The sequence below is a fragment of the Rhodoferax sp. genome (genome assembly GCF_044236835.1).
Classification (GTDB): Bacteria; Pseudomonadota; Gammaproteobacteria; order Burkholderiales; family Burkholderiaceae_C; genus Allorhodoferax.
Genome location: NZ_JBIIGC010000012.1, coordinates 17,480 through 37,587, shown reverse-complemented (window position 1 = coordinate 37,587; position 20,108 = coordinate 17,480). Strand labels below are relative to the sequence as shown.

Sequence of the window (20,108 nt, the reverse complement as noted above, 5' to 3'; positions counted from 1 at the left end):
TGGAGTTGTGGCGTGGGCCGTGGTGGCCTAAATGTCTTTGGATTGATCCGAAACGTCGCGGCCCCGCAGGGATTGAATTCCGCGCGGGTCGCTTTTGAACCAAAGCCAATCTGTATCGGTTGCGCCAGCGTTAAGCAAAAACCGATTGACCAGAAACTTGATCCACATCACCAGAAGAATCGCGATGACGAAGAGGACGCCACCCGCAAAGGCATAGGCCAAAACCCACGCGACGGGCACATTGGGCGCGAGGTCCTTGGCCGCAAAACCGACCAGCACTGCAATGGCTGCCGTTGCAATCAGCAACTTGAACCAAGGGAATGACGACTTTTTCATTCTTTGCTTTCCATCTTCCGGGAGTTTGGCAAGCGGGGCTGGGCCGTAGCCCTTGCGCAAGCACCAGGACCCCAGCTTGGTCCGCCAGGTCGCGTGTGCCACCCCCCGCACCATCACAGTTTCAGAAATGTTCCCGCGAACTGTACTGCAAGTGTGCTGCTTACGTCGATAAAGTTGCGCCCATGTCTGCCACCGAATTCACCGCCTTGCTGCTGCTCTGCGCTGCCACCAGCCTCACGCCCGGCCCCAACACCACGCTGTCGACCGCGCTGGCGGCGAACTTTGGTTTGCGCCGGGCGCTGCGCTTTGTGCTGGCGGTGCCAGTGGGCTGGGGGCTGTTGTTGGGCCTGTGCGCCAGCGGCGTCGGCGCTTTGGTGCTGGCGATGCCCGCACTGCGCACCGCCATCTTGGCCGCTGGAATCGGCTACCTGCTGTGGCTGGCCTACAAGCTGGCGGGCAGCGGCACCTTGGCGCAGGCCGACGCCTCGCGCCTGAATGTGACCTTTGTGCAAGGGGTTGCGCTGCAGTTTGTGAACATCAAGGCCTGGATGCTGGCACTCACCGTGGTGGCCGGTTGGCTGGCCGGACACGGTGTCCTGGGACCGCGTTTTGCGGTGGTGCTGGCGGTGCTGATGGGGTTTGGGCTGGTGAGCAACCTCCTGTACGCGCTGGTGGGCTCGCTCTTGCGCAACTGGCTCGCTGGCCCATGGCACAACGGCGTGGGCACCGGCGTGCGCTTGCGGTGGTTCAACCGCTGCATGGCGGCACTTTTGGTCGCCACGGCCGCCTGGATGGCCAGCGCATGAAAGCGCGCATCGCCTCCTTGCGGCCAGAGACACGCGGCATGTGGCTGGGCGTGCTGGGTGTGGCCATTTTTGCGGTCACGCTGCCGATGACGCGGCTGGCCACCGGCAGCGCCGCCGACCCGCAGCTCTCGCCCTGGTTCGTGACCTTTGCCCGCGCGGCGCTGGCCGGCGGCTTGTCGGTGGCGTTCTTGCTGCTCACACGCTCGCCGCGCCCCACGCCGGCACAGCGCAAGCCTTTGTTTTTGGCAATGCTGGGCAATGCCATTGGCTTTCCGCTGCTGCTGGGATTTGCGCTACGCCACGTCACGAGTGGGCATGCCGCTGTGTTCACCGCGCTGCTGCCCTTGGCCACGGCGGCGATGTCGGCCTGGGTGCTGCACCAACGTGCGCGCATGGGTTTTTGGGTGTGTGCGGTGCTGGGTGGCTCGCTGGTGGTGGCGTTTTCGCTGCTGCGCGCCTACCAGCATGGGCCGGGCTTCGGCCTGGAGTGGGCCGACTTGCTGCTGGTCGGTGCCATCGCGTCCGCCGCAGTGGGTTATGTGTATGGCGCACAAGTCACCCCGGCGCTGGGCGCGGAGCGGGTCATCTGCTGGGTGTGCGTGATGGCGCTGCCGCTGACCCTGCCCAGCACCTCACTCCTGTGGCCCGAGCACAGCGTGCGCGCCAGCGCCTGGCTGGCGCTGCTGTACGTGGGCGTTTTCTCCATGTGGGCGGGGTTTTTTGCCTGGTACCGCGGGCTGGCGCTGGGCGGCGCGCTCAAGGTAAGCCAAACCCAGCTGCTGCAACCGTTTTTCAGCATCCTGGCGGCGGTGCCGCTCTTGGGCGAGCCACTGGAAGCGGCCACCCTGTTGTTCGCTGCTGCGGTGGTGGCGGTGGTATTTTTGGGCAAGCGCCAAGCGGTGACGAGCCCAGCAACCACGAGCCAGCGCTGAAAACCAACGCACACTGCAACGCATCCCATGAGCCCAGAGCAACTCATTCCCATCGCCCTCTTTATGGTGTCGAGCTCGATCACGCCCGGCCCCAACAACACCATGCTGATGACCTCGGGGGTCAACTTCGGCGTGCGCCGCACGATGCCGCACTTTTTGGGGGTACAGATCGGGTTTGCGGTGCTGCTGTTCTCGGTGGGCCTCGGGCTGCACGGCGCGCTGGCGCAGTTCCCCATCCTGTTCGACGCAGTGCGCTACCTGGGCGCGGCCTACATGTTGGTGATTGCCTGGAAGCTGGCCCGCTCGCGTGCGGGCCCGGCACAGGCCGGCGCAGCACTGCAGCCCATGGGCTTTTGGGGCGCGGTGGGCTTTCAGTGGCTCAACCCCAAGGCCTGGGTGATGGCTGTGACCTGCATGAGCAATTTTTTGCCGCCCGAGGCGGGCTTGGCGTCCATCGGCTTGCTGGCGCTGCTGTTCATCGCAGGCGGCGGGCCCTGCTCGCTGGTCTGGGTCGCGTTTGGCAGCAGCATGCGCCAGTGGCTGGAAGACCCGGTGCGGCTGCGCGTGTTCAATATCGCCATGGCGTTGGCCTTGGCCGGCTCCATCGTGCCCATGCTGCGCACGCCTATGGCAAGCTAGTCGCGGCCCCGCATACCTCACAAGGAAACCACCATGCCACCTGCTAGCAACTCCACGCACTGGACCCTGGCCCAACGCGCCGCCAAGATGAACCCGTCCGTGATCCGCGAAATCCTCAAGGTCACCGAGCGGCCCGGCATCATCAGCTTTGCCGGTGGCCTGCCCTCGGCCAAAACCTTTCCGGTGGCCGAGTTCGAAGCGGCGTGCGCCAAGGTGCTCAAAGACGACCCGGCAGGGGCGCTGCAGTACGCCGCCAGTGAAGGCTACGCCCCGCTGCGCGAGATGGTGGCGCAGCAGCTGCGCGACCAAAGCGCCGCCGCTGGCCAGCGCTGGGATGTGGACGCCTCCCAGGTGCTGATCACCACCGGTTCGCAGCAAGGCCTGGACCTGGTAGCCAAGGTGCTGATCGACGCGGGCAGCAAAGTGCTGGTGGAGTCGCCCACCTACCTGGGCGCGGTGATGGCCTTCACGCCGATGGAGCCCGAGGTGGTGGGCGTGGCCGGTCTGGCCGATGGTCTGGACCTGGCCGACCTGGCTGCCAAGTCGGCGCAGGCGCGGTTCCTGTACGTGCTGCCCAACTTCCAAAACCCCACCGGGCGCAGCATGGGCGAGGCCAGCCGCGCCGCGCTGAGCCAAGAGGCAGCGCGCACCGGCCTGCCCATCATGGAGGACAACCCCTACGGCGACCTGTGGTTTGACCGCCCGCCACCCGCTCCGCTGACCGCACGCAACCCCGAGGGTGGCATCTACCTGGGCTCGTTTTCCAAGGTGCTGGCGCCGGGGCTGCGCATGGGTTTTATCGTCGCGCCCAAGGCGGTGTACCCCAAGCTGCTGCAAGCCAAGCAAGCTGCCGACCTGCACAGCCCCGGCTTCAACCAGCGCCTGATCCACGCGGTGATGCAAGATGGATTTCTGGACCGCCATGTACCCACCATCCGCAGCCTGTACAAAGCCCAGCGCGATGCAATGCTGCAAGCGCTGGCCACCCACTTCCCCGAAGCTGCATCCCAGCCCGAGCACAACCTGACCTGGAACACCCCGGCCGGCGGCATGTTCCTGTGGGCGCGTCTGCCCCAGGGCATGAACGCCGTGGACCTGCTCCCGCACGCGGTAGACCAGGGCGTGGCCTTTGTGCCGGGAGCGCCATTCTTTGCAGGCCCACCGGACACGCGCAGCCTGCGCTTGTCGTTTGTGACGCCCAGCGTGGACGAGATCCACCTCGGCGTGGCCGCACTGGCGCTGGCGATCCGTGCGCGGCAGGTCTGAGATGGCGCCGATACCTCCTGCCGTGCAACTCTGGGGCCGTCTGAGTTCACTCAACGTGCGAAAGGCGGTGTGGGCGGCGCAGGAAGCGGGCGTTCCTTTTTTGCGCATGGACGCCGGCATGCGCTTTGGTGTGGTCAACACCGCGCCCTACCTCGCGATGAATCCGAATGCACTGGTACCCACCCTGCAAGACGGCGCGCTGGTGCTTTGGGAATCCAATGTGATCGTCCGCTACCTTTGCGCGCGCTATGCACCTGAAAGACTCTACCCCGCCGATTTGGCCACCCGCTTCGAAGCCGAACGATGGATGGATTGGCAGCAAACCACCTTCAACCCGGCCGGTGGTCAGGCCTTTTTGCAGTGGATTCGCACCCCAACGGAACAGCGCGACATCGCGGCAATTGCCAGGTCCGTGGCTGCAACAGAGCCGCTGCTGCGCATGGTGGACACGCACCTTGGCACCCACCCGTTCATCGCTGGTGCGCAGTTCACGATGGCCGACATTCCCTTGGGTTGTGAGGTGCACCGCTGGTTCGGCCTGCCACAGCCCCGCCCCAGGCTCGCCAACATCGAGCGTTGGTACGCTGCATTGCAACAACGCCCGGCAGCGCTCGGCGTATTGGACCTCGAACTGAGCTGACGCTATGTCCCGCCTACCCTTCCACCAAGTCGACGTCTTCACCGCCACGCCCTACCTGGGCAATCCGCTGGCCGTGGTGCACAGCGCCCAGGGCTTGGACGAGGCGACGATGCAGCGATTTGCGCGTTGGACCAACTTGTCGGAGACCACCTTTTTGCTGCCGCCCAGCATCGACGCGGCCGCAGCAGGTGCCGACTACCAGGTGCGCATCTTCACGCCGGCCTACGAAATGCCTTTTGCCGGCCACCCCACCCTGGGCAGCTGCCACGCTTGGCTGGATGCCGGTGGCGTGCCGCGTGATCCGCATTGCGTCGTGCAGCAGTGCAAGGTGGGGCTGGTCAAGATCCGCCGCAGCGAAGCGACTGGCGGCCAGCGGCTGGCCTTTGCCGCGCCACCCCTGTCGCGCACGGTGCCGCAGGCCGCACACCGCAACGCACTGGCGCAGGCGCTGGGCTTGCAGCCCCACCAAATCGTGGACGCGCAGCAGCTGCACAACGGCCCGCGCCACTTCGGTTTTCTGGTGGACAACGTGGAGACCGTGCTGTCGGTGCGGCCCGACCCCTATGCCATGGCGCAGGCGCTGCAGGACGCTGGCGTGACCGGTGTCGGACTCGCGGCGGTGCAAGCCGCGGGCGGGAGCGACGCTGCTTCAGTGGCGGTCCAGGTCGACGCGCAGGAGGTGCCCACGGGACCGGTGTTGGTGGCCCGCTCCAACCGCGAAGCGCGTGCCTTTGGCGCGGTCGCAGCGCGCCAGTTCACCCACCCTGGCAATGACATGCGAAGCAGTGACATGCCGACACACGCCCCAACTGGCGATGAACAGCCCAGCGTCGAAATCCGCTTCTTTGCCATGCACCCCGCATTGGTCGAAGACCCGGTCACTGGCAGTTTCAATGCCAGCATGGCGCAGTGGTTGATGGCCGAGGGCTACGCCCCCGCGCGCTACCTTGCAGCGCAGGGCAGCTGCATCGGCATCGCGGGCCGGGTGTTTGCAGAGCGCGACGACGGTGGCCAGGTCTGGATTGGCGGCGACACCGTGACCTGCATCCGAGGCGAAGTGCTGCTCTAGCCCGCCCCCCCTTAGGCCCCTGTGCTGCGCACCCGCCTGTCCCGCAGGTGCCATCCCTGTGCGGCCCGCATGCGCGCCATCGCGTAGATTGCAGCCATGGGAACCCTTTACCTCGTGCGCCACGGCCAGGCCTCGTTCGGCGCGGACAACTACGACCAACTCAGCGACCTGGGCCTGCGCCAAAGCGAGCGGCTGGGCGAGTATTTTCGTCTCAAAGGCATCCGTTTTGAGGCGGTGCTGCACGGCACGCTGGCGCGCCAGATCCAGACCTGGGAAGGCATTGCCACGGGCAGCGGCCAAGTGCTTCAAGCCAGTGTGTGGCCCGGCCTCAACGAGTACGACAGCGCTGCGGTGATCCGCGCGGTGCAGCCCGAACCCCTGCCCAAACCCGAGACCGCCGAGGCGGTGCGCCAGCACTTTCGGCTGCTGCGCACCGGCCTGTTGCGCTGGGCCCAGGGAACCGCGCAACCCGAGGGCATGCCCAGCCACGCCGAGTTCGTGGCCGGCGTGAACGCCGCGCTGGACCAGGTGCGCACGCACTGCAGTGGCAATGTGCTCTTGGTCAGCAGCGGCGGCCCGATTGCCACCGCCGTGGCCCAGGTGCTGGACGCGCCTGCGCAGGCCGCCATTGAAATGAACCTGCGCATCCGCAACACCGGGGTTTCTGAGCTGGCTTTCAGCCCCTCGCGGCACACGCTGGTCAGCTTCAACAGCGTGCCGCACCTGGAAGACGGCGCCTACGCCGACTGGGTGACCTACACCTGAGGGTGCGTGGGCAGCGGCATGTGGTGCACCTCGGCCAAGAGTTGCGCCAGCGCGCGCCCTGCGGCGTCGACCAGCGCCTGACCTTTGTGCGCGGTGGCAGCCGCGGCGTTGCCTGCCGCTCCCGCGGGGTTGTAGTCCTGCATCTGCCAGGCCAGCTTGGCGCTTTTGCCATTGCCCACAATGGCAAACCTGCGGGCTCGCTCCTCGGAGGCCGAGGCAAAGTTATGCGCCTGCGCCATGTCCACGCGCTCTGGCGCCAGGGCCAGCATCATCGAGGTCTCGATGTCGCCCGCGTGGACGCCAAAGCGGTGCTCGTGCGCGCCAAACAACGCGTTCACATCCTCGCCCTGCGGACCGACCAAGGGCAGCTGGTACCAGTTGACCGAGAACACCAGCATGCCCAAACGGGCGCGCAAATCCCGTGCCACCAAATCCAGGGCGCCCACCTGCCCGCCATGGGCGTTGAACAGCACCAGTTTTTTGACGCCGCTGGCGGCCACACTCTCGCCGATGTCGGTCCACAGGCGCAGCAAGGTCTCGGACTTGAGCGTCAAGGTGCCGGCAAAGGCCGCGTGCTCGGGGCTGAAGCCCACCGCCTGGGTGGGCAAAAACAGCGCGGGCACCGGGTCCGTTAAATGCTGCACCGCCGACGCCACCACACCATCGACCAGCACCGTGTCCACCGACAACGGCAGGTGCGGGCCATGCTGTTCGGTCGCGCCCAGTGGCAGCACCGCGATGGTCTGCGCCAAAGTGCCCTCGGATTGGCGTTGGGAGAAATCGCGGGTGGTCCAGTCGGCCCAGTATCTCGAAGGGGTGTGCATGGCGCTATCTTAGGGCCTGCCCCTATCATTCGGCCATGTCCAGCGCGCCTGACTTCACGCTGGCAATTCGCCGTTCTACCTGAGCCCCCACCGTGATCCAAGCTCTTTCTTTTGTCGTTGCCCTGCTCACCGCCTGTGCAGCCGCGCATGCACAAATTACCCTGGCAGAGCCGGGAGGCGCGCCCGGGCCCACGGTGGTCACCGACCAGGTGCGCGCCGAACTCGTTGCGCTGGCGCCCGAAGGCGTGGGACCCGGCAAGACCCTGTGGGCGGGCCTGCAAATCACCCACCAACCGGGCTGGCACACCTACTGGAAAAACCCCGGTGACTCCGGCCTGCCCACCCGCATGCAGTGGACCCTGCCGCAGGGGCTGAGCGCTGGCGAAATCGCTTGGCCCACGCCCAAGAAAATTCCGATTGGCACGCTGGCCAACTTCGGGTTTGAAGGCACGGTGCTGCTGCCGGTGCCGCTGGCGGTGGCACCCAACTTCCAACAGCCCGCCAGCGGCGCGCTGACCTTGCAACTGCAAGCGTCCTGGCTGGTCTGCAAGCTGGAGTGCATACCGCAAGAGGGCCGGTTTGCGCTGGAGTTGCCCACCCGCACCTCCACAGCGCTGCACAGCGCGGCCTTCAGCACCGCCTGGGCGGCAGCGCCCCAACCACTGCAGGGCACCTCGTCCATGCGACTGGAGGGCCATGCGTTGGTCCTCAGCGTCGACGGCTTGCCAGCTGCATGGGTGGGCAAAAGCATCAACGTGGTGCCCGAGACGCCCGAGATCATCGAGAATGCCCAAGCGCCCACAGTGCAGGACCCCAGCGTGCGCACGTCCGGCACGGCCAACCGTGCCGACAGCAGCGCCGACGCCCCCCCCAAAGGCACACAACTGTGGTCTGAGGGCGCAGCGCCGCAGTGGGCGGTGCGCATTCCCCTGAGCAGCTTGCGCACCGAGACACCCGCCACCTTGGCCTTCGTGCTGGCGCGTGATGGGCAGAGCCTGCGCACTGAGGCGCAAGTCAGCGGCACCTGGCCTGCCGTTCAAACCGCCGCTGCAGGCGGCGCCGCAACCAGCCTGGAGTTCAGCGCCGCCCCACCGGCAGCCAACGGTGGCTGGCTGCTGGCCTTGCTCAGCGCGTTGCTGGGCGGCTTGATCCTCAACCTCATGCCCTGCGTGTTTCCGGTGCTGGCCATCAAGGTGCTGGCTTTTTCCACGGACGGCAGTCGCACATCCCACCGCGCCCAGGGCCTGGCCTACACCGCGGGGGTGGTCACGTCCTTCATGGCGCTAGGCGGTCTGATGCTGGCCTTGCGCGCTGCGGGCGAGCAACTGGGCTGGGGCTTTCAGCTGCAATCACCCGCCGTGGTGGCTGCGCTGGCGCTGCTGTTCACCGTGCTGGGCTTGAACCTGGTCGGCTTGCTGCAGGTGGGCCATCTGCTGCCCAGCGCCTGGGCCTCGGTGCGCTTGCGCCACCCGCTGGGCGACGCTTTTTTGTCGGGCGTGCTGGCGGTGGCGATTGCGTCGCCCTGCACCGCACCGTTCATGGGGGCATCGCTGGGCTACGCCATCGGCCTGCCGGCGGCGCAGGCCATGGGCATTTTTGCCGCGCTGGGTTTGGGCTTGGCGCTGCCTTACCTACTGGCCAGTTGGGTGCCGCAGGTGGGCCGCTGGCTGCCTCGGCCCGGTGCGTGGATGGACACGCTGCGCCGCTTCATGGCCTTTCCAATGTGGGCGACCGCGGTGTGGCTGCTGTGGGTGCTGGGGCACTTGGGTGGCATCGACAGTGCGGCCAGCCTGCTGGCCATTCTGCTGGCGCTGGCCATGCTGGCCTGGTCGGCCAGCCTGCAGGGCCGCAGCCGCAAGGTGCTGCTGACCGTGTCGGTGCTGGTGTGCGCCCTCTTGGTGGCCACCGTGGGCCGCAATGTGCTCAAGGCCGATGCAGGTGCGCCGCCCTTGGATGCCAGCGCGGCAACCACGCCTGGGCAGAGGGTCGCCCTGTGGCAGGCCTGGACTGCGGGACGGGTAGAGGCCGAAATTGCTGCGGGCAAACCGGTGTTTGTGGATTTCACCGCCGCCTGGTGCATCACCTGCCAGCTCAACAAGAAAACCACGCTGTCCAACGCCGAGGTACTGGCCGACTTCGCTGCCGCCAACGTGACCCTGCTGCGCGCCGATTGGACCCGGCGCGACCCCGCCATCACCGCCGCACTGGCCCGCCTGGGCCGCAGCGGCGTGCCGGTGTATGTGCTGTACCAGGCTGGGCACGCGCCGGTGGTGATGTCAGAAATCCTGAGCACCAGCGAAGTACGCGCCGCCGTGGCCACGCTGCGCTCCAGGAGCTGACAGCGTGGCCCGAAATCGCACGGTACATCCGCCAAATCACGCCAAGCAAGCTCCCCGGAGAAGCACCCAATGACCACCATCCAAGCGCACAACAATGCCGTCGAGCACATCCTGGCGCACCACCGCAACGTCGCGGTGGTGGGCCTGTCGCCCAAGCCGCACCGCGACAGTTTTGGGGTGGCGCGCTACATGCAAGCACACGGGTGGCGCGTGGTGCCCATCAATCCGCTGGCCAGCGAGATCCTGGGCGAGACCGCCTACCCCTCACTCACCGAGGCAGCCAAGCACCACACGATCGAACTGGTCAACGTCTTTCGCAACAGCGACGACGTGCCGCCGGTGGTGGACGAAGCCATTGCCATCGGCGCCCAGGCCGTGTGGCTGCAGCTGGGTATTCGCCACGACGCGGCCACCGACAAGGCGCGCAAGGCAGGGTTACTGGTGGTGCAAGACAAGTGCCTGAAGGTGGAGCACGCGCGCCGAACTTGAATGCGGGCTGCCGCCGAGCGTGCGGAACACCCAATGCGGCACCGGCCAGTGCGACAATGCACCCATGAACGCCCTGCCCCCCTCCACCGCCTTCGCCCCCCTGCAAAACGACACATTTTTGCGCGCCTGCAAGCGCCAAGCCACCGCCCACACGCCGGTATGGCTGATGCGCCAGGCCGGTCGCTACCTGCCCGAGTACTGCGCTACCCGCGCCAAGGCCGGCAGCTTCATGGGGCTGGCCACCAACACCGATTTCGCCACCGAAGTCACGCTGCAACCGCTAGAGCGCTACCCACTGGACGCAGCCATTTTGTTCAGCGACATCCTCACCGTGCCCGACGCGATGGGCCTGGGCCTGTCGTTTGCGCTGGGCGAGGGCCCGCGCTTTGCAACCGCGGTGCGCGACGAGGCCGAGGTGGCAAAGCTTGAGGTGCCCGACATGGACAAGCTGCGCTATGTGTTTGATGCGGTCACTTCCATCCGCAAGGCGCTCAACGGACGGGTGCCACTGATTGGCTTCTCCGGCAGCCCCTGGACGCTGGCTTGCTACATGGTCGAAGGCAAGGGCTCGGACGACTACCGGCTAGTCAAGACCATGCTCTACCAGCGCCCGGACCTGATGCACCGCATGCTGGCGGTCAACGCCGACGCTGTGGCCGCCTACCTGAACGCCCAGATCGACGCCGGTGCGCAAGCGGTGATGGTGTTTGACAGCTGGGGCGGCGTGCTCGCCGATGGCGCGTTCCAGGCCTGCTCCCTGGCCTATACCGCGCGGGTGCTGGCCCAACTCAAACGCACCGGCCCGGATGGCGCGGTGGTGCCAAGAATCGTGTTCACCAAAGGTGGTGGCCTGTGGCTGCAAGACATGGCCGCGCTCGATTGCGAGGTGTTGGGCCTGGACTGGACAGTCAACTTGGGGCATGCACGGCGGACCGTTGGCGGCACCGAAAACGGTAGCGGCAAAGCGCTCCAGGGCAACCTCGACCCCAATGTGCTGTTTGCCCAACCTGAGCAAATTGCCGCCGAAGCGGTCAAGGTACTCGACAGCTTTGGCAAGCCCCACCAGGGGTCAGGCACCGGCCCCACGCACATCTTCAACCTGGGGCACGGCATCAGCCAGTACACACCGCCCGACAACGTTTCTGCCTTGGTAGAGGCGGTGCACAGCCACTCCAAAACGCTGCGCGCTTAGGCCCTTGGAGCCGCTCTATACCACGTTTTGGCGGCACGACAAGCACCTGGCAGCCTTACTTATGCACAAAACTTGTGGTGCGGCGCAACAGCCACAGCGCGAGTTCAGCTGCGGTGCCTTACACCGAGTAGCCCTTGTAAGTTGTTGATTCATATAGGTATTGAAGTCTGCATTTTTTGAAGGCAATGTGACGAAACCCTTACGGATCAAGGGTTTGGCGGGTTCCAAGCCGAGATATAAACAAAGTTATCCACAGAAAACTTGAACTACTGACAAATGGTTTGTAAATCAAGGACTTAAGCCACTTTCCTAATATTTACATCAACAAACAACCCCAAGCCAACGCCCTTAATGCACCGCCTTCAGCGTACGCCGCACCTGCCATGCGCCACTGCCTAGCGGTCTTGGTGCCCACCCCCGCCCATGCCAGTTTGGGGTCGGTGCTGACCTACCAAAGCGCCCAGCCACTGCCTGCCGGCACCTTGGTACGGGTACCGCTGGGCAAGCGCGAAACCTTGGGGGTGGTGTGGGACGAGCCCGTCGATACGGCGGCGCTGGAGCCCGACAAGCTGCGCGAAATCGCTGGCGTGCTTGAAGGCGTTGCGCCCCTGGGCCGCAGCTGGCGGCAATTGCTGGGCTTTGCCGCCAGTTACTACCAGCGCTCGACTGGCGAGATGGCGCTTGCGGCGCTGCCACCGCAGCTAAGAGATCTGTCGCTGGCCCAGATTCAGCGGCGCTTGCAACGCGCGCAGAACACACCACCTGCCGATGCGGCAGCGCTGGCACACTGGCCCAGGTTAAGCCCGGAACAAAGCACGGTGGTGGACGACGTTGCGGCACAGGCCGGGCCGTTTTTGTTGTTCGGCGCCACCGGCAGCGGCAAGACCGAGGTGTACCTGCGCTGCGTCCACAGTGCCTTGGCGCAAGACCCGGGCGCGCAGGCACTTCTGATGGTGCCCGAGATCAACCTCACGCCCCAACTCGAAGCCCGGGTGCGCGAGCGCTTTGCGCCGCTCTATGGTGAGGCGGCCATCGTGTCCATGCACAGCGGCATGACGCCACCGCAGCGGCTCAAGGCCTGGTTGGCGGCGCACCATGGGCAAGCCCGCATCGTGCTGGGTACACGCATGGCGGTGTTCGCGTCCTTGCCGGGCTTGCGTCTGGTCGTGGTCGATGAGGAGCACGACGCCAGTTACAAAAGTGGCGAAGGCGCGCGCTACTCGGCCCGCGATCTGGCCGTATACCGCGCCCGACTGGACGGCGCCAAAGTGATCCTGGGATCGGCTACGCCCTCGCTCGAGAGCTGGCACCACAGCCGAAGCGCCGAAGAGGGGGGCCGCTACCAACGGCTGCACATGCCATCGCGCATCGGCCAAACCGGCGCGCTGCCGCTGGTGCGCCGGGTGGACATGAACCACCAGGCCCGCCGGGCGGTGTTTTCAGTGCCGCTGGTGGACGCTATCAAGGAACGGATCGCACGCGGCGAGCAATGTTTGGTCTTTTTGAACCGGCGCGGCTATGCGCCAGTGCTGCACTGTGGTGACTGCGGCTGGAAAAGCAACTGCCCCCACTGCAGCGCATACCGGGTGTTCCACAAACTCGACCGCACCCTGCGCTGCCACCACTGCGGCTGCACCGACCGGGTGCCCGCGGCGTGCCCTGACTGCGGCAACCCGGACATCCTCACCTTGGGTCGGGGCACCGAACATATAGAGGAGCACCTGGCCGAGCTGCTGGCCGATGTGCGCCGACCTGGCAGCGTGACTGAGGCCTGCCCGCAAGGTCTGCCAGTGCGCATCGCCCGCATCGACGCCGACAGCACCCGGCGCAAAGGCGCGCTGGAGGCGCAACTGGCGCAGGTGCATGCCGGCGAGGTCGATGTGCTGGTGGGCACCCAGATGGTGGCCAAGGGCCACGACTTTCGGCGCATCACCCTGGTGGCGGCCATCAACCCGGACGGTGCGCTGTTTTCCAGCGACTTTCGGGCGCCCGAGCGCTTGTTTGGCTTGCTGATGCAAGCCGCCGGGCGCAGTGGGCGCGACGCAACGTTGGACGCGCAAAGCGAGGTGTGGATACAAACCTTTGAGCCGACCCACCCGCTGTACGCGGCGCTCAAGGCATACGACTACCCGGCCTTCGCCGCGCAGCAGCTGCAAGAGCGGGAGCAGGCCGCCATGCCACCCTTTAGCGCGCAGGCCTTGGTGCGCGCCGAGGCCCGCACCCAGGAAGCGGCGCAGGGCTTTTTGAACCTGGCGCGTGCCCAGGCGCTCGACCCCGAGCAGGGCATGGCCCAGTGGGGCAGTGACTGGGCGGGCTTGCTGCAGCACATTGCGCTGTACCCGGCGGTGCCCATGGCGATCCAGCGCGTGGCCAACGTGGAGCGCGCCCAAATGGTGGTGGAAAGCGCATCGCGCGCTGCCCTGCAGAAGTTCCTCGCGGGATGGCAGACGGTGTTGCACCAGACGCGCGCGCTGCCGCAATGCAAGGGCTTGATCCGCTGGGCGATGGACGTCGATCCGTTGGCGATATAGCGCCGCGCGGTGGTGCCCGCTCTAGTTCAGCACCAGCGCCACTGCGCCCGAAAACGTGAAGAACGCCGCCGCGGTGGAGACCAAAATGATGCGGGCTATGCGCCCGTTGTTGGCACCAAAGCGTTCGGCCAGCAGCGACACATTGCTGGCGCTGGGCAACGCCGCCAGCAACACCATGACCTGCAAGGCAAACGGGTCCAGCGGCACGCCCAAGGCCACCGCGCTGGTGCCCGCCAGCAGCACCAAAAGCGGGTGTAAGAACAGCTTGATGCAGGCCACCGGCACCACTTCGGACCAGCGCACCGCGTGGCTTTCGTCCTCGCGCGAGAGCATTTGCGAGCGGGCCAGCACCGCGCCGATGGTGAACAGCGCTACGGGGGACGCCGCATCGGCCAGCAAACCCACTGTGGTCGCCACCGGCTTGGGCAACTCCAGCGCTAGCGCAGACACCAGCGCGCCCAACAAAATCGACCAGGGCATGGGGTTGGCCAGCACGCCCTTGAGCGCGCTTTTGCCCGCCTGCGCCACCGAGGCACCGCCATGCGCGCCAAGACGCGACAGGGCAATGCACAGCGAGGATGTGATCACCATGTCCACCAAGATGGTCACGATGGCCGGCCCGGCGGCGCGCGGCCCCAAGAGCGCCACCAGCAGTGGCACGCCCATGAAACCGGTATTGGGAAACGCACCCACCAGCGCACCAAATGATGCGTCGTTCCAGCCAATGCGGCCCTGGCCGGGCCGCTGCAAGGTCACCGCCACCACAAACGCCACCATGGTGAGGGCGCACAGCAGATAGGTCAGCGCCACACTGGGGTCCAGCAGCTGCGCAATCGGCGTGCTGGCGCCAAAGCGGTAGAGCATGCAGGGAAGCGCAAAGTACAGCACGAAGCCGTTGAGCCCGGGAATGGATGCCAGTGGCAACATGCCCCGGCGCGCCGCCACGTAACCCGCGAGTACCAAGGCAAAAAACGGGAAGGTGACGGTCAGTATTTGCAGCACGCGGCGATTATCGGCGGTGGCTTCGCTAACATCGCAGGCCCGGCGAGTCGTTCGCCATCCCGTCCGCCCTGTCTGCCCACCGCCTTGCTGACGCGCCAAGCGCGCCCGCCGATTGCTGATGTCCACCTCCCCCGCCCACGGGCTCAACACCGCGCAGCAAGAAGCTGTCAATTACCTGCACGGTCCCTGCCTGGTACTCGCAGGCGCGGGCTCGGGCAAGACGCGGGTGATCACGCACAAGATTGCCCGCTTGATCCAAAGTGGCATGGCGCCCAACAACGTGGCGGCCATCACCTTCACCAACAAGGCCGCCGCAGAAATGCGCGAGCGCGCCAAGGGCCTGATCGGCAAGGCCGCCAAAGAGGTGGTGGTGTGCACCTTCCACGCGCTGGGGGTGCGCATGCTGCGCCAGGACGGCGCGGTGCTGGGCCTCAAGCCCGAGTTCAGCATCCTCGACACCGACGATGTGACCAGCATCCTCAAAGACGCCGGTGGCAGCACCGACGCCGCCACCGCGCGCCAGTGGCAGTGGACCATCAGCGGCTGGAAAAGTGCAGGGCTCAATGCGGCACAGGCGCTGGCGCAGGCCAGCGACGACAACGCGCGCCAGATTGCGGTGGTGATGGGTCGCTACGAGGAGCGCTTGAGCGCCTACCAAAGCGTGGACTTTGACGACCTGATCAGCCTGCCGCTCAAGATGCTGCAAAACCACCCTGAGGTCCGCCAAAAGTGGCAGTCGCAGATGGGCCATATCCTGGTCGACGAGTACCAAGACACCAACGCCACGCAGTACGAGATGCTCAAGCTGCTGGTGGGTGGCGGCAGGCACGGTGTTCGCTTCACGGCAGTGGGCGACGACGACCAATCCATCTACGGTTGGCGTGGCGCCACCCTGGATAACCTGAAAAAACTGCCGCTGGATTTCCCCGACCTCAAGGTCATCACACTGGAGCAAAACTACCGCTCCTCCGGCGCAATACTGCGGGCCGCCAACAACGTGATCGGCCCCAACCCCAAGCTGTTTCCCAAGAACCTGTGGAGCGACCTGGGCGAGGGCGAGCCGGTGCGGGTGGTGGACGCCGACAACGAGGAGCACGAGGCCGAGCGCGCGGTGGCACGCATCCAAAGCTTGCGAGTGGAAGGCGGCTTGGCGCAGGCCGGTGCACAGTTCCGCGAGTTCCGGGACTTTGCGGTGCTCTACCGCGCCAACCACCAGGCCAAGCCGTTTGAAAAGGCCCTGCGCAAAGCGAACATTCCGTACAGGGTGTCGGGCGGCCAGAGCTTTTTTGACCGCGCCGAAATCCGCGACCTGTGCGCCTGGTTTCGCCTGTGGGCCAACAACGACGACGACCCGGCTTTTTTGCGCGCAGTCACCACCCCAAAACGCGGCATTGGCCACCAGACGCTGGGCAGCCTGGGCGTGTTTGCCAGCCAGTACAAGCTCAGCCTGTTCGAGGCGCTGTTTTCATCCTCGCTGGGTGCGGTGCTGAGCAGCAAAGCCATCGGCAGCCTGCACGAGTTCGGTCGCTATGTGAACGACCTACAGTTTCGGGCGCGGCACACCCAAGGCTTTGAGGCGGCGGGCAGTTTTCTGGCCGATTGGCTCAAGGAAATCGATTACGAAAAGCACCTGTACGACGGCGAGGACAGCGAAAAAATTGCCGCTGCCAAGTGGGCCAATGTGATGGAATTTTGCGATTGGATGGCGCAGCGCTGCGGTGGCCAAATCGACGACGTGGCGGGCATCACCGAGCGCGAGGTCAAGAGCCTCTTGGAGGTGTCGCAAACCATTGCGTTGCTATCCACCATCAGCGAGCGCGAGAAGGACCAGAACGTGGTGACGCTTTCCACCCTGCACGCTGCCAAGGGTTTGGAGTGGCCGCATGTGCTGCTGGTCGGCGTGACCGAGGGCATGCTGCCGTTCAAGCTCGGCGATGGCGGCGACTCAGCGGACAGCCCACAAGCGCGGGAAGTGCGCGAAACGGAAACCGCCACCCGCTTGCAAGAAGAGCGCCGCCTGATGTATGTGGGCATCACCCGCGCCCAACGCAGCCTGGCAGTGAGCTGGACGCGCCGGCGCAAAAAAGGCCGCGAGATGGTGGCAGCGCAGCCCAGCCGGTTTATTGCCGAGATGGCGCTCGACGCGGCCACGGTGAAAGAAGACCCACGGGAAAAACTGCGGGCTCTGCGGGCCGAGTTCGCTCTCAAGGCTGAGGCAGCGGCAGCGGCGAGAGCAACAAATCTCTGAGCCTAGGTGCGGCGTGCGTTGGGTCCTAGGTGTACCTGAAATTGGCTCTCGCCCGCCACGCTCTACACGGGTTGAAAAGCGGTTTGGCCTTCACCACCTGCGGTGAACGCAGGCTAGAACGTGGTTTCAATTCCACCCGTGCCCGGAATGAAAATTCTCTCCGAAACAAATGTGACCGTTCCAGAGGGCGTGATTCGCATCACGGTCGTCACTGTCGCCTCGACCGTTCCAAAGTTGTTGCGCAGCGTATTCACCAAGGAAAAGAGTGCTGTGTTCGCGGTGTCCGGCAACAGGCTGTATACCAGTGTGGACGTCCCTAAGGACGCGGTTTTCAAGGTGCTGGAATACCGGGTGGCGACATAAATCTGCCCACTGTCATTGACGCGTGCGGTAGTCGGGATCACTGCTGTGCCATTCACCACCGGGTACTCACCGGCGTTAAATGTCTCCCCACTCATGGGCAGGTAATTGGAGTCGACGTAGTAGCTTCCACCGCCAGACGTTGCACCAGAGCCCGGCATAGTCCAGGTAAAGGTGAGTAACTTTGAATACGCAAAACGTCCGTCGAAGGTGGACGCTGTCACAGCACCGCGGGTGTAGGTTCCAGTCCCTGTAGAAATAGTGCTTCCAGCAGTGTCGGTCAATCTAATGATGGTGTTCGTCGTTCCGGTGGCTTGAAAGGCATTGGCATACGCAGCCTGGAGCGAGAAGTTCGACGTGGAAGTAACTGATGCAACCGACGCCGACGTCGTGCTCCCGCCGCCGCCGCCGCCGCAAGCAACCAAACCAACCGAAAGAACCGTTACCGATAAGGCGCGAAAGTATTTGTGCATGTTGGCCTCCCTTGAATCCAGTGACATGGTCAGGAACGCGCCGAACATCCAGTTTGGTCATCCACCGCACGTTTTCTGCGCAAAGTATATCGTCCAGGCCTGAACATTTTCAAGAAAAACGTTAAAAGTTAACAACAGCAGGACGCGCAAGACAGATCGATGGTGGGGAGCGCTTTGGAAGTTGCTTCGCGCGGGATATGCAAAGGCGTCAAGTTTCAACTCACTTCGCCATGCCGACGTTGAGGAAGAAACCGATGCCATGGGCATGGGCTTTGGGGCAGGCAAGCCCACTTTTGCTACCCGGCAAGGCCTCAGGAAACGGCTGCGGTTGCCTCGCCGAGCTTGGGTGCAGCGGGTGTCACCTGCACCTGGGCCTTGGCCAGGTTGCGAAACACCTTGCCGCGGCGCACGCAGGGCCACCACTCGTACAAAAAGATCTGCAACGGCCGCCACATCGCCACCCAACCGCCGATGATCAGGCTCTCGCGCACCGCCCGAACCAAGGCGTTGTCGGCCTGACCCGACAACAGATCCGCACACAGCAGGCACACGCCCAAGAACGCCAGCCCAATCAACAGGCTGGTGCGCCCCTCCATCAACAGCAAGACAAGCTGGCGCTTAGTCAGCTTGGCCTTGTAGTCAAAGAAGTTGTGGATCGCGTCGCGCACCAAAGCCGCGGGGTCTTCCTCAGGCATCTCTTGTATATGCACGATGATCCGGAAGTGGCTGGTGTGATCAAACGCCATGGCCCACGTCTCCAAAAACTCCTGCGCATCCCGGTCTAGGTGGCGGTGGTGAAACGGCGTGGGGTCCATGGAGTTGAACAGCGCCGACAGGCCGTCAATGCGCAGCTCGATCTGGTGCACAGGTGGCGCGCGCATCTTCACTGTCCCGCCCCGTACGCGCAGGTTCGCACCATCCAGTGAGGTAGCAGGCGACGAACTGCATGGGCGTCCATGGAGCCAGTGTGGGGCTGACCGTTAGGCCGTGTGTTGACACGCGTCAAGTGGTGCGCAACGGGCGGCCCCAGTCGCGAACGGTGCTGCAAGGCGCACAAGCGCAGGCTAGCGGGGTTCTCGCCTTTCGTACTGCGCGATCAACTCCACGCTGGCGCGCGACCACGCGTCCATCGCTTGGTAGTTCCCCGATGGCAGCGCATTCAAAAACGCCAGCGCCAGTTGGCGGGTGGCGACTTTGATTTTGGGATTCAAAAGTGGGCCGCCGGTACCGGCGCGGTCGGTGAAGATGCTGTGCGAGCCGTCCTTGAACACTGCTAGCACTTTGGGTGCCGCGCGGTCACGGCCCATGGCATTGAAAACGTCGATTCGGTCCTGCAGCCCCGATGTGTACCCGGGTATCTGAATCACGTCCTGCGTGGCCGTAATGTGCAGCGTCGGAACGTCAATACCGGAAAGTATGGCTGTCGGCTCGCCCTGGCCGTAAAAGGGCGGGGCAGAAATGATGATGGCCGCGCTGATGCGGGGGTCACGCAAGGACACGCTGCGGCCTTGCTGCTCGACCTGTGCGCCGGCAACAAGCATCGTGGTGTTGGCCCCATACGAGTGCCCTGCCGCAACGATTCGGCGGGTGTCGAACAGAGCGCCCTGTGGGCTGGCCAACATCTGGTCGATCGAATACCGAACATCCTGCACCCGCTGCAGCGCCTCAGACGCTTGGGCCGCGTCACTCAAACGCGCCACGAGGGCAAACGGGTTACCCGTCCAGATCTGGCGGTCGCTGCCCACATGTTGCACATGCAAGCTGCCATAGCCATGCGCGGCAAAGTAGCGGCCCAGGTAGCTATAGCCGTCCCTGGAACCACCAATTCCATGCGAAAAAACCACCAATGGAACCGAGCCCGACATCGCCTTGCCAGCAGGCAAATACAACTTCGCGGGCACCTGGCGCTGGCGCTGCGCATCGAACCAATCGAAGTATTGGGTGGTGAACAGCGACGCATCCACATCCAGCGGCTCTGCAGAGGGCAACGCTGCTGCGGGCAATGCTGCCGAGGAAGCGGGTTGCTGCGACGCAAGTCCCTGCACCTCAGCCAAGCTGCCTGCTGCGATGCACGCACTGAACACACCAGTGATAAAGCGCAGGTTGCGCACTGCGAGGAACTTGGGAAGGGAATTGGTTTTCATGGCGGTAAGAAAAATCCTGAGCCCGTCGGCGAAGTGACGGAGGTTCAGGCTAC

At 64.9% G+C, this 20,108-nt stretch carries 18 protein-coding genes; 12 read left to right on the top strand and 6 right to left on the bottom strand.

The window, feature by feature from the left end; translation table 11 throughout:
- Positions 1-27 precede the first annotated feature (27 nt).
- Entirely contained in the window at positions 28-336 is a 309-nt protein-coding gene (locus ACILRC_RS09820; protein WP_395669185.1) for a hypothetical protein, read from the bottom strand.
- Between the two features lie 182 nt (positions 337-518).
- On the opposite strand from ACILRC_RS09820, the gene ACILRC_RS09815 reads away from it, so the two are divergent.
- The 7 genes from ACILRC_RS09815 (at position 519) to ACILRC_RS09785 (ending at position 6,453) form a co-directional block, all read left to right on the top strand.
- A complete protein-coding gene (locus ACILRC_RS09815) occupies positions 519-1,142 on the top strand; it encodes a LysE family translocator (protein WP_395669184.1) in 624 nt (207 codons plus the stop codon).
- Entirely contained in the window at positions 1,139-2,074 is a 936-nt protein-coding gene (locus ACILRC_RS09810) for a DMT family transporter (RefSeq protein ID WP_395669183.1), read from the top strand. Before ACILRC_RS09815 ends, ACILRC_RS09810 begins: the two co-directional genes overlap by 4 nt.
- A gap of 27 nt (positions 2,075-2,101) precedes the next feature.
- Positions 2,102-2,713: a LysE family translocator gene (locus ACILRC_RS09805; protein ID WP_395669182.1), complete on the top strand. Its 612-nt coding sequence runs from the start codon at positions 2,102-2,104 to the stop codon at positions 2,711-2,713.
- A gap of 33 nt (positions 2,714-2,746) precedes the next feature.
- Complete coding sequence (locus ACILRC_RS09800) at positions 2,747-3,979, top strand: PLP-dependent aminotransferase family protein (RefSeq protein ID WP_395669181.1); 1,233 nt, start codon at positions 2,747-2,749, stop codon at positions 3,977-3,979.
- A 22-nt stretch (positions 3,980-4,001) separates the two neighbouring features.
- Positions 4,002-4,619 (top strand): glutathione S-transferase family protein, encoded by a 618-nt coding sequence (locus ACILRC_RS09795; protein WP_395669180.1) that lies wholly within the window; start codon positions 4,002-4,004, stop codon positions 4,617-4,619.
- Positions 4,620-4,623: 4 nt separating this feature from the next.
- Positions 4,624-5,688 (top strand): PhzF family phenazine biosynthesis protein, encoded by a 1,065-nt coding sequence (locus ACILRC_RS09790; RefSeq protein WP_395669179.1) that lies wholly within the window; start codon positions 4,624-4,626, stop codon positions 5,686-5,688.
- Positions 5,689-5,784: 96 nt separating this feature from the next.
- Positions 5,785-6,453, top strand: coding sequence for a histidine phosphatase family protein (locus ACILRC_RS09785; protein WP_395669178.1), 669 nt, complete (start codon positions 5,785-5,787; stop codon positions 6,451-6,453).
- Here ACILRC_RS09785 and ACILRC_RS09780 read toward each other — a convergent pair.
- The gene (locus ACILRC_RS09780; protein ID WP_395669177.1) at positions 6,444-7,277 is read right to left on the bottom strand and encodes a creatininase family protein; all 834 of its coding nucleotides are present in this window, start codon (positions 7,275-7,277) and stop codon (positions 6,444-6,446) included. The two genes, ACILRC_RS09785 and ACILRC_RS09780, sit on opposite strands and share 10 nt — an antisense overlap.
- A 92-nt stretch (positions 7,278-7,369) precedes the next feature.
- On the opposite strand from ACILRC_RS09780, the gene ACILRC_RS09775 reads away from it, so the two are divergent.
- The 4 genes from ACILRC_RS09775 (at position 7,370) to priA (ending at position 13,828) form a co-directional block, all read left to right on the top strand.
- On the top strand, positions 7,370-9,616 hold the full coding sequence (locus ACILRC_RS09775) for a protein-disulfide reductase DsbD family protein (RefSeq protein WP_395669176.1): 2,247 nt from the start codon (positions 7,370-7,372) through the stop codon (positions 9,614-9,616).
- A gap of 69 nt (positions 9,617-9,685) precedes the next feature.
- A complete protein-coding gene (locus tag ACILRC_RS09770) occupies positions 9,686-10,105 on the top strand; it encodes a CoA-binding protein (RefSeq protein WP_395669175.1) in 420 nt (139 codons plus the stop codon).
- Positions 10,106-10,169: 64 nt separating this feature from the next.
- The gene (gene hemE, locus ACILRC_RS09765; RefSeq protein ID WP_395669174.1) at positions 10,170-11,297 is read left to right on the top strand and encodes a uroporphyrinogen decarboxylase; all 1,128 of its coding nucleotides are present in this window, start codon (positions 10,170-10,172) and stop codon (positions 11,295-11,297) included.
- Positions 11,298-11,680: 383 nt separating this feature from the next.
- Positions 11,681-13,828: a primosomal protein N' gene (gene priA / locus ACILRC_RS09760; protein WP_395669173.1), complete on the top strand. Its 2,148-nt coding sequence runs from the start codon at positions 11,681-11,683 to the stop codon at positions 13,826-13,828.
- 21 nt (positions 13,829-13,849) lie between these two features.
- On the opposite strand, the gene ACILRC_RS09755 is transcribed toward priA, so the two are convergent.
- On the bottom strand, positions 13,850-14,830 hold the full coding sequence (locus ACILRC_RS09755; RefSeq protein ID WP_395669172.1) for an AEC family transporter: 981 nt from the start codon (positions 14,828-14,830) through the stop codon (positions 13,850-13,852).
- 118 nt (positions 14,831-14,948) lie between these two features.
- On the opposite strand from ACILRC_RS09755, the gene ACILRC_RS09750 reads away from it, so the two are divergent.
- Entirely contained in the window at positions 14,949-17,078 is a 2,130-nt protein-coding gene (locus tag ACILRC_RS09750; RefSeq protein WP_395669171.1) for an ATP-dependent helicase, read from the top strand.
- Positions 17,079-17,191: 113 nt separating this feature from the next.
- On the opposite strand, the gene ACILRC_RS09745 is transcribed toward ACILRC_RS09750, so the two are convergent.
- From ACILRC_RS09745 to ACILRC_RS09735, 3 genes are all read right to left on the bottom strand, one after another.
- Positions 17,192-17,911 (bottom strand): hypothetical protein, encoded by a 720-nt coding sequence (locus tag ACILRC_RS09745; protein ID WP_395669170.1) that lies wholly within the window; start codon positions 17,909-17,911, stop codon positions 17,192-17,194.
- Between the two features lie 311 nt (positions 17,912-18,222).
- Positions 18,223-18,792, bottom strand: coding sequence for a hypothetical protein (locus tag ACILRC_RS09740; protein ID WP_395669169.1), 570 nt, complete (start codon positions 18,790-18,792; stop codon positions 18,223-18,225).
- 183 nt (positions 18,793-18,975) lie between these two features.
- A complete protein-coding gene (locus ACILRC_RS09735; protein WP_395669168.1) occupies positions 18,976-20,055 on the bottom strand; it encodes an alpha/beta hydrolase family protein in 1,080 nt (359 codons plus the stop codon).
- Positions 20,056-20,108: the final 53 nt, after the last annotated feature.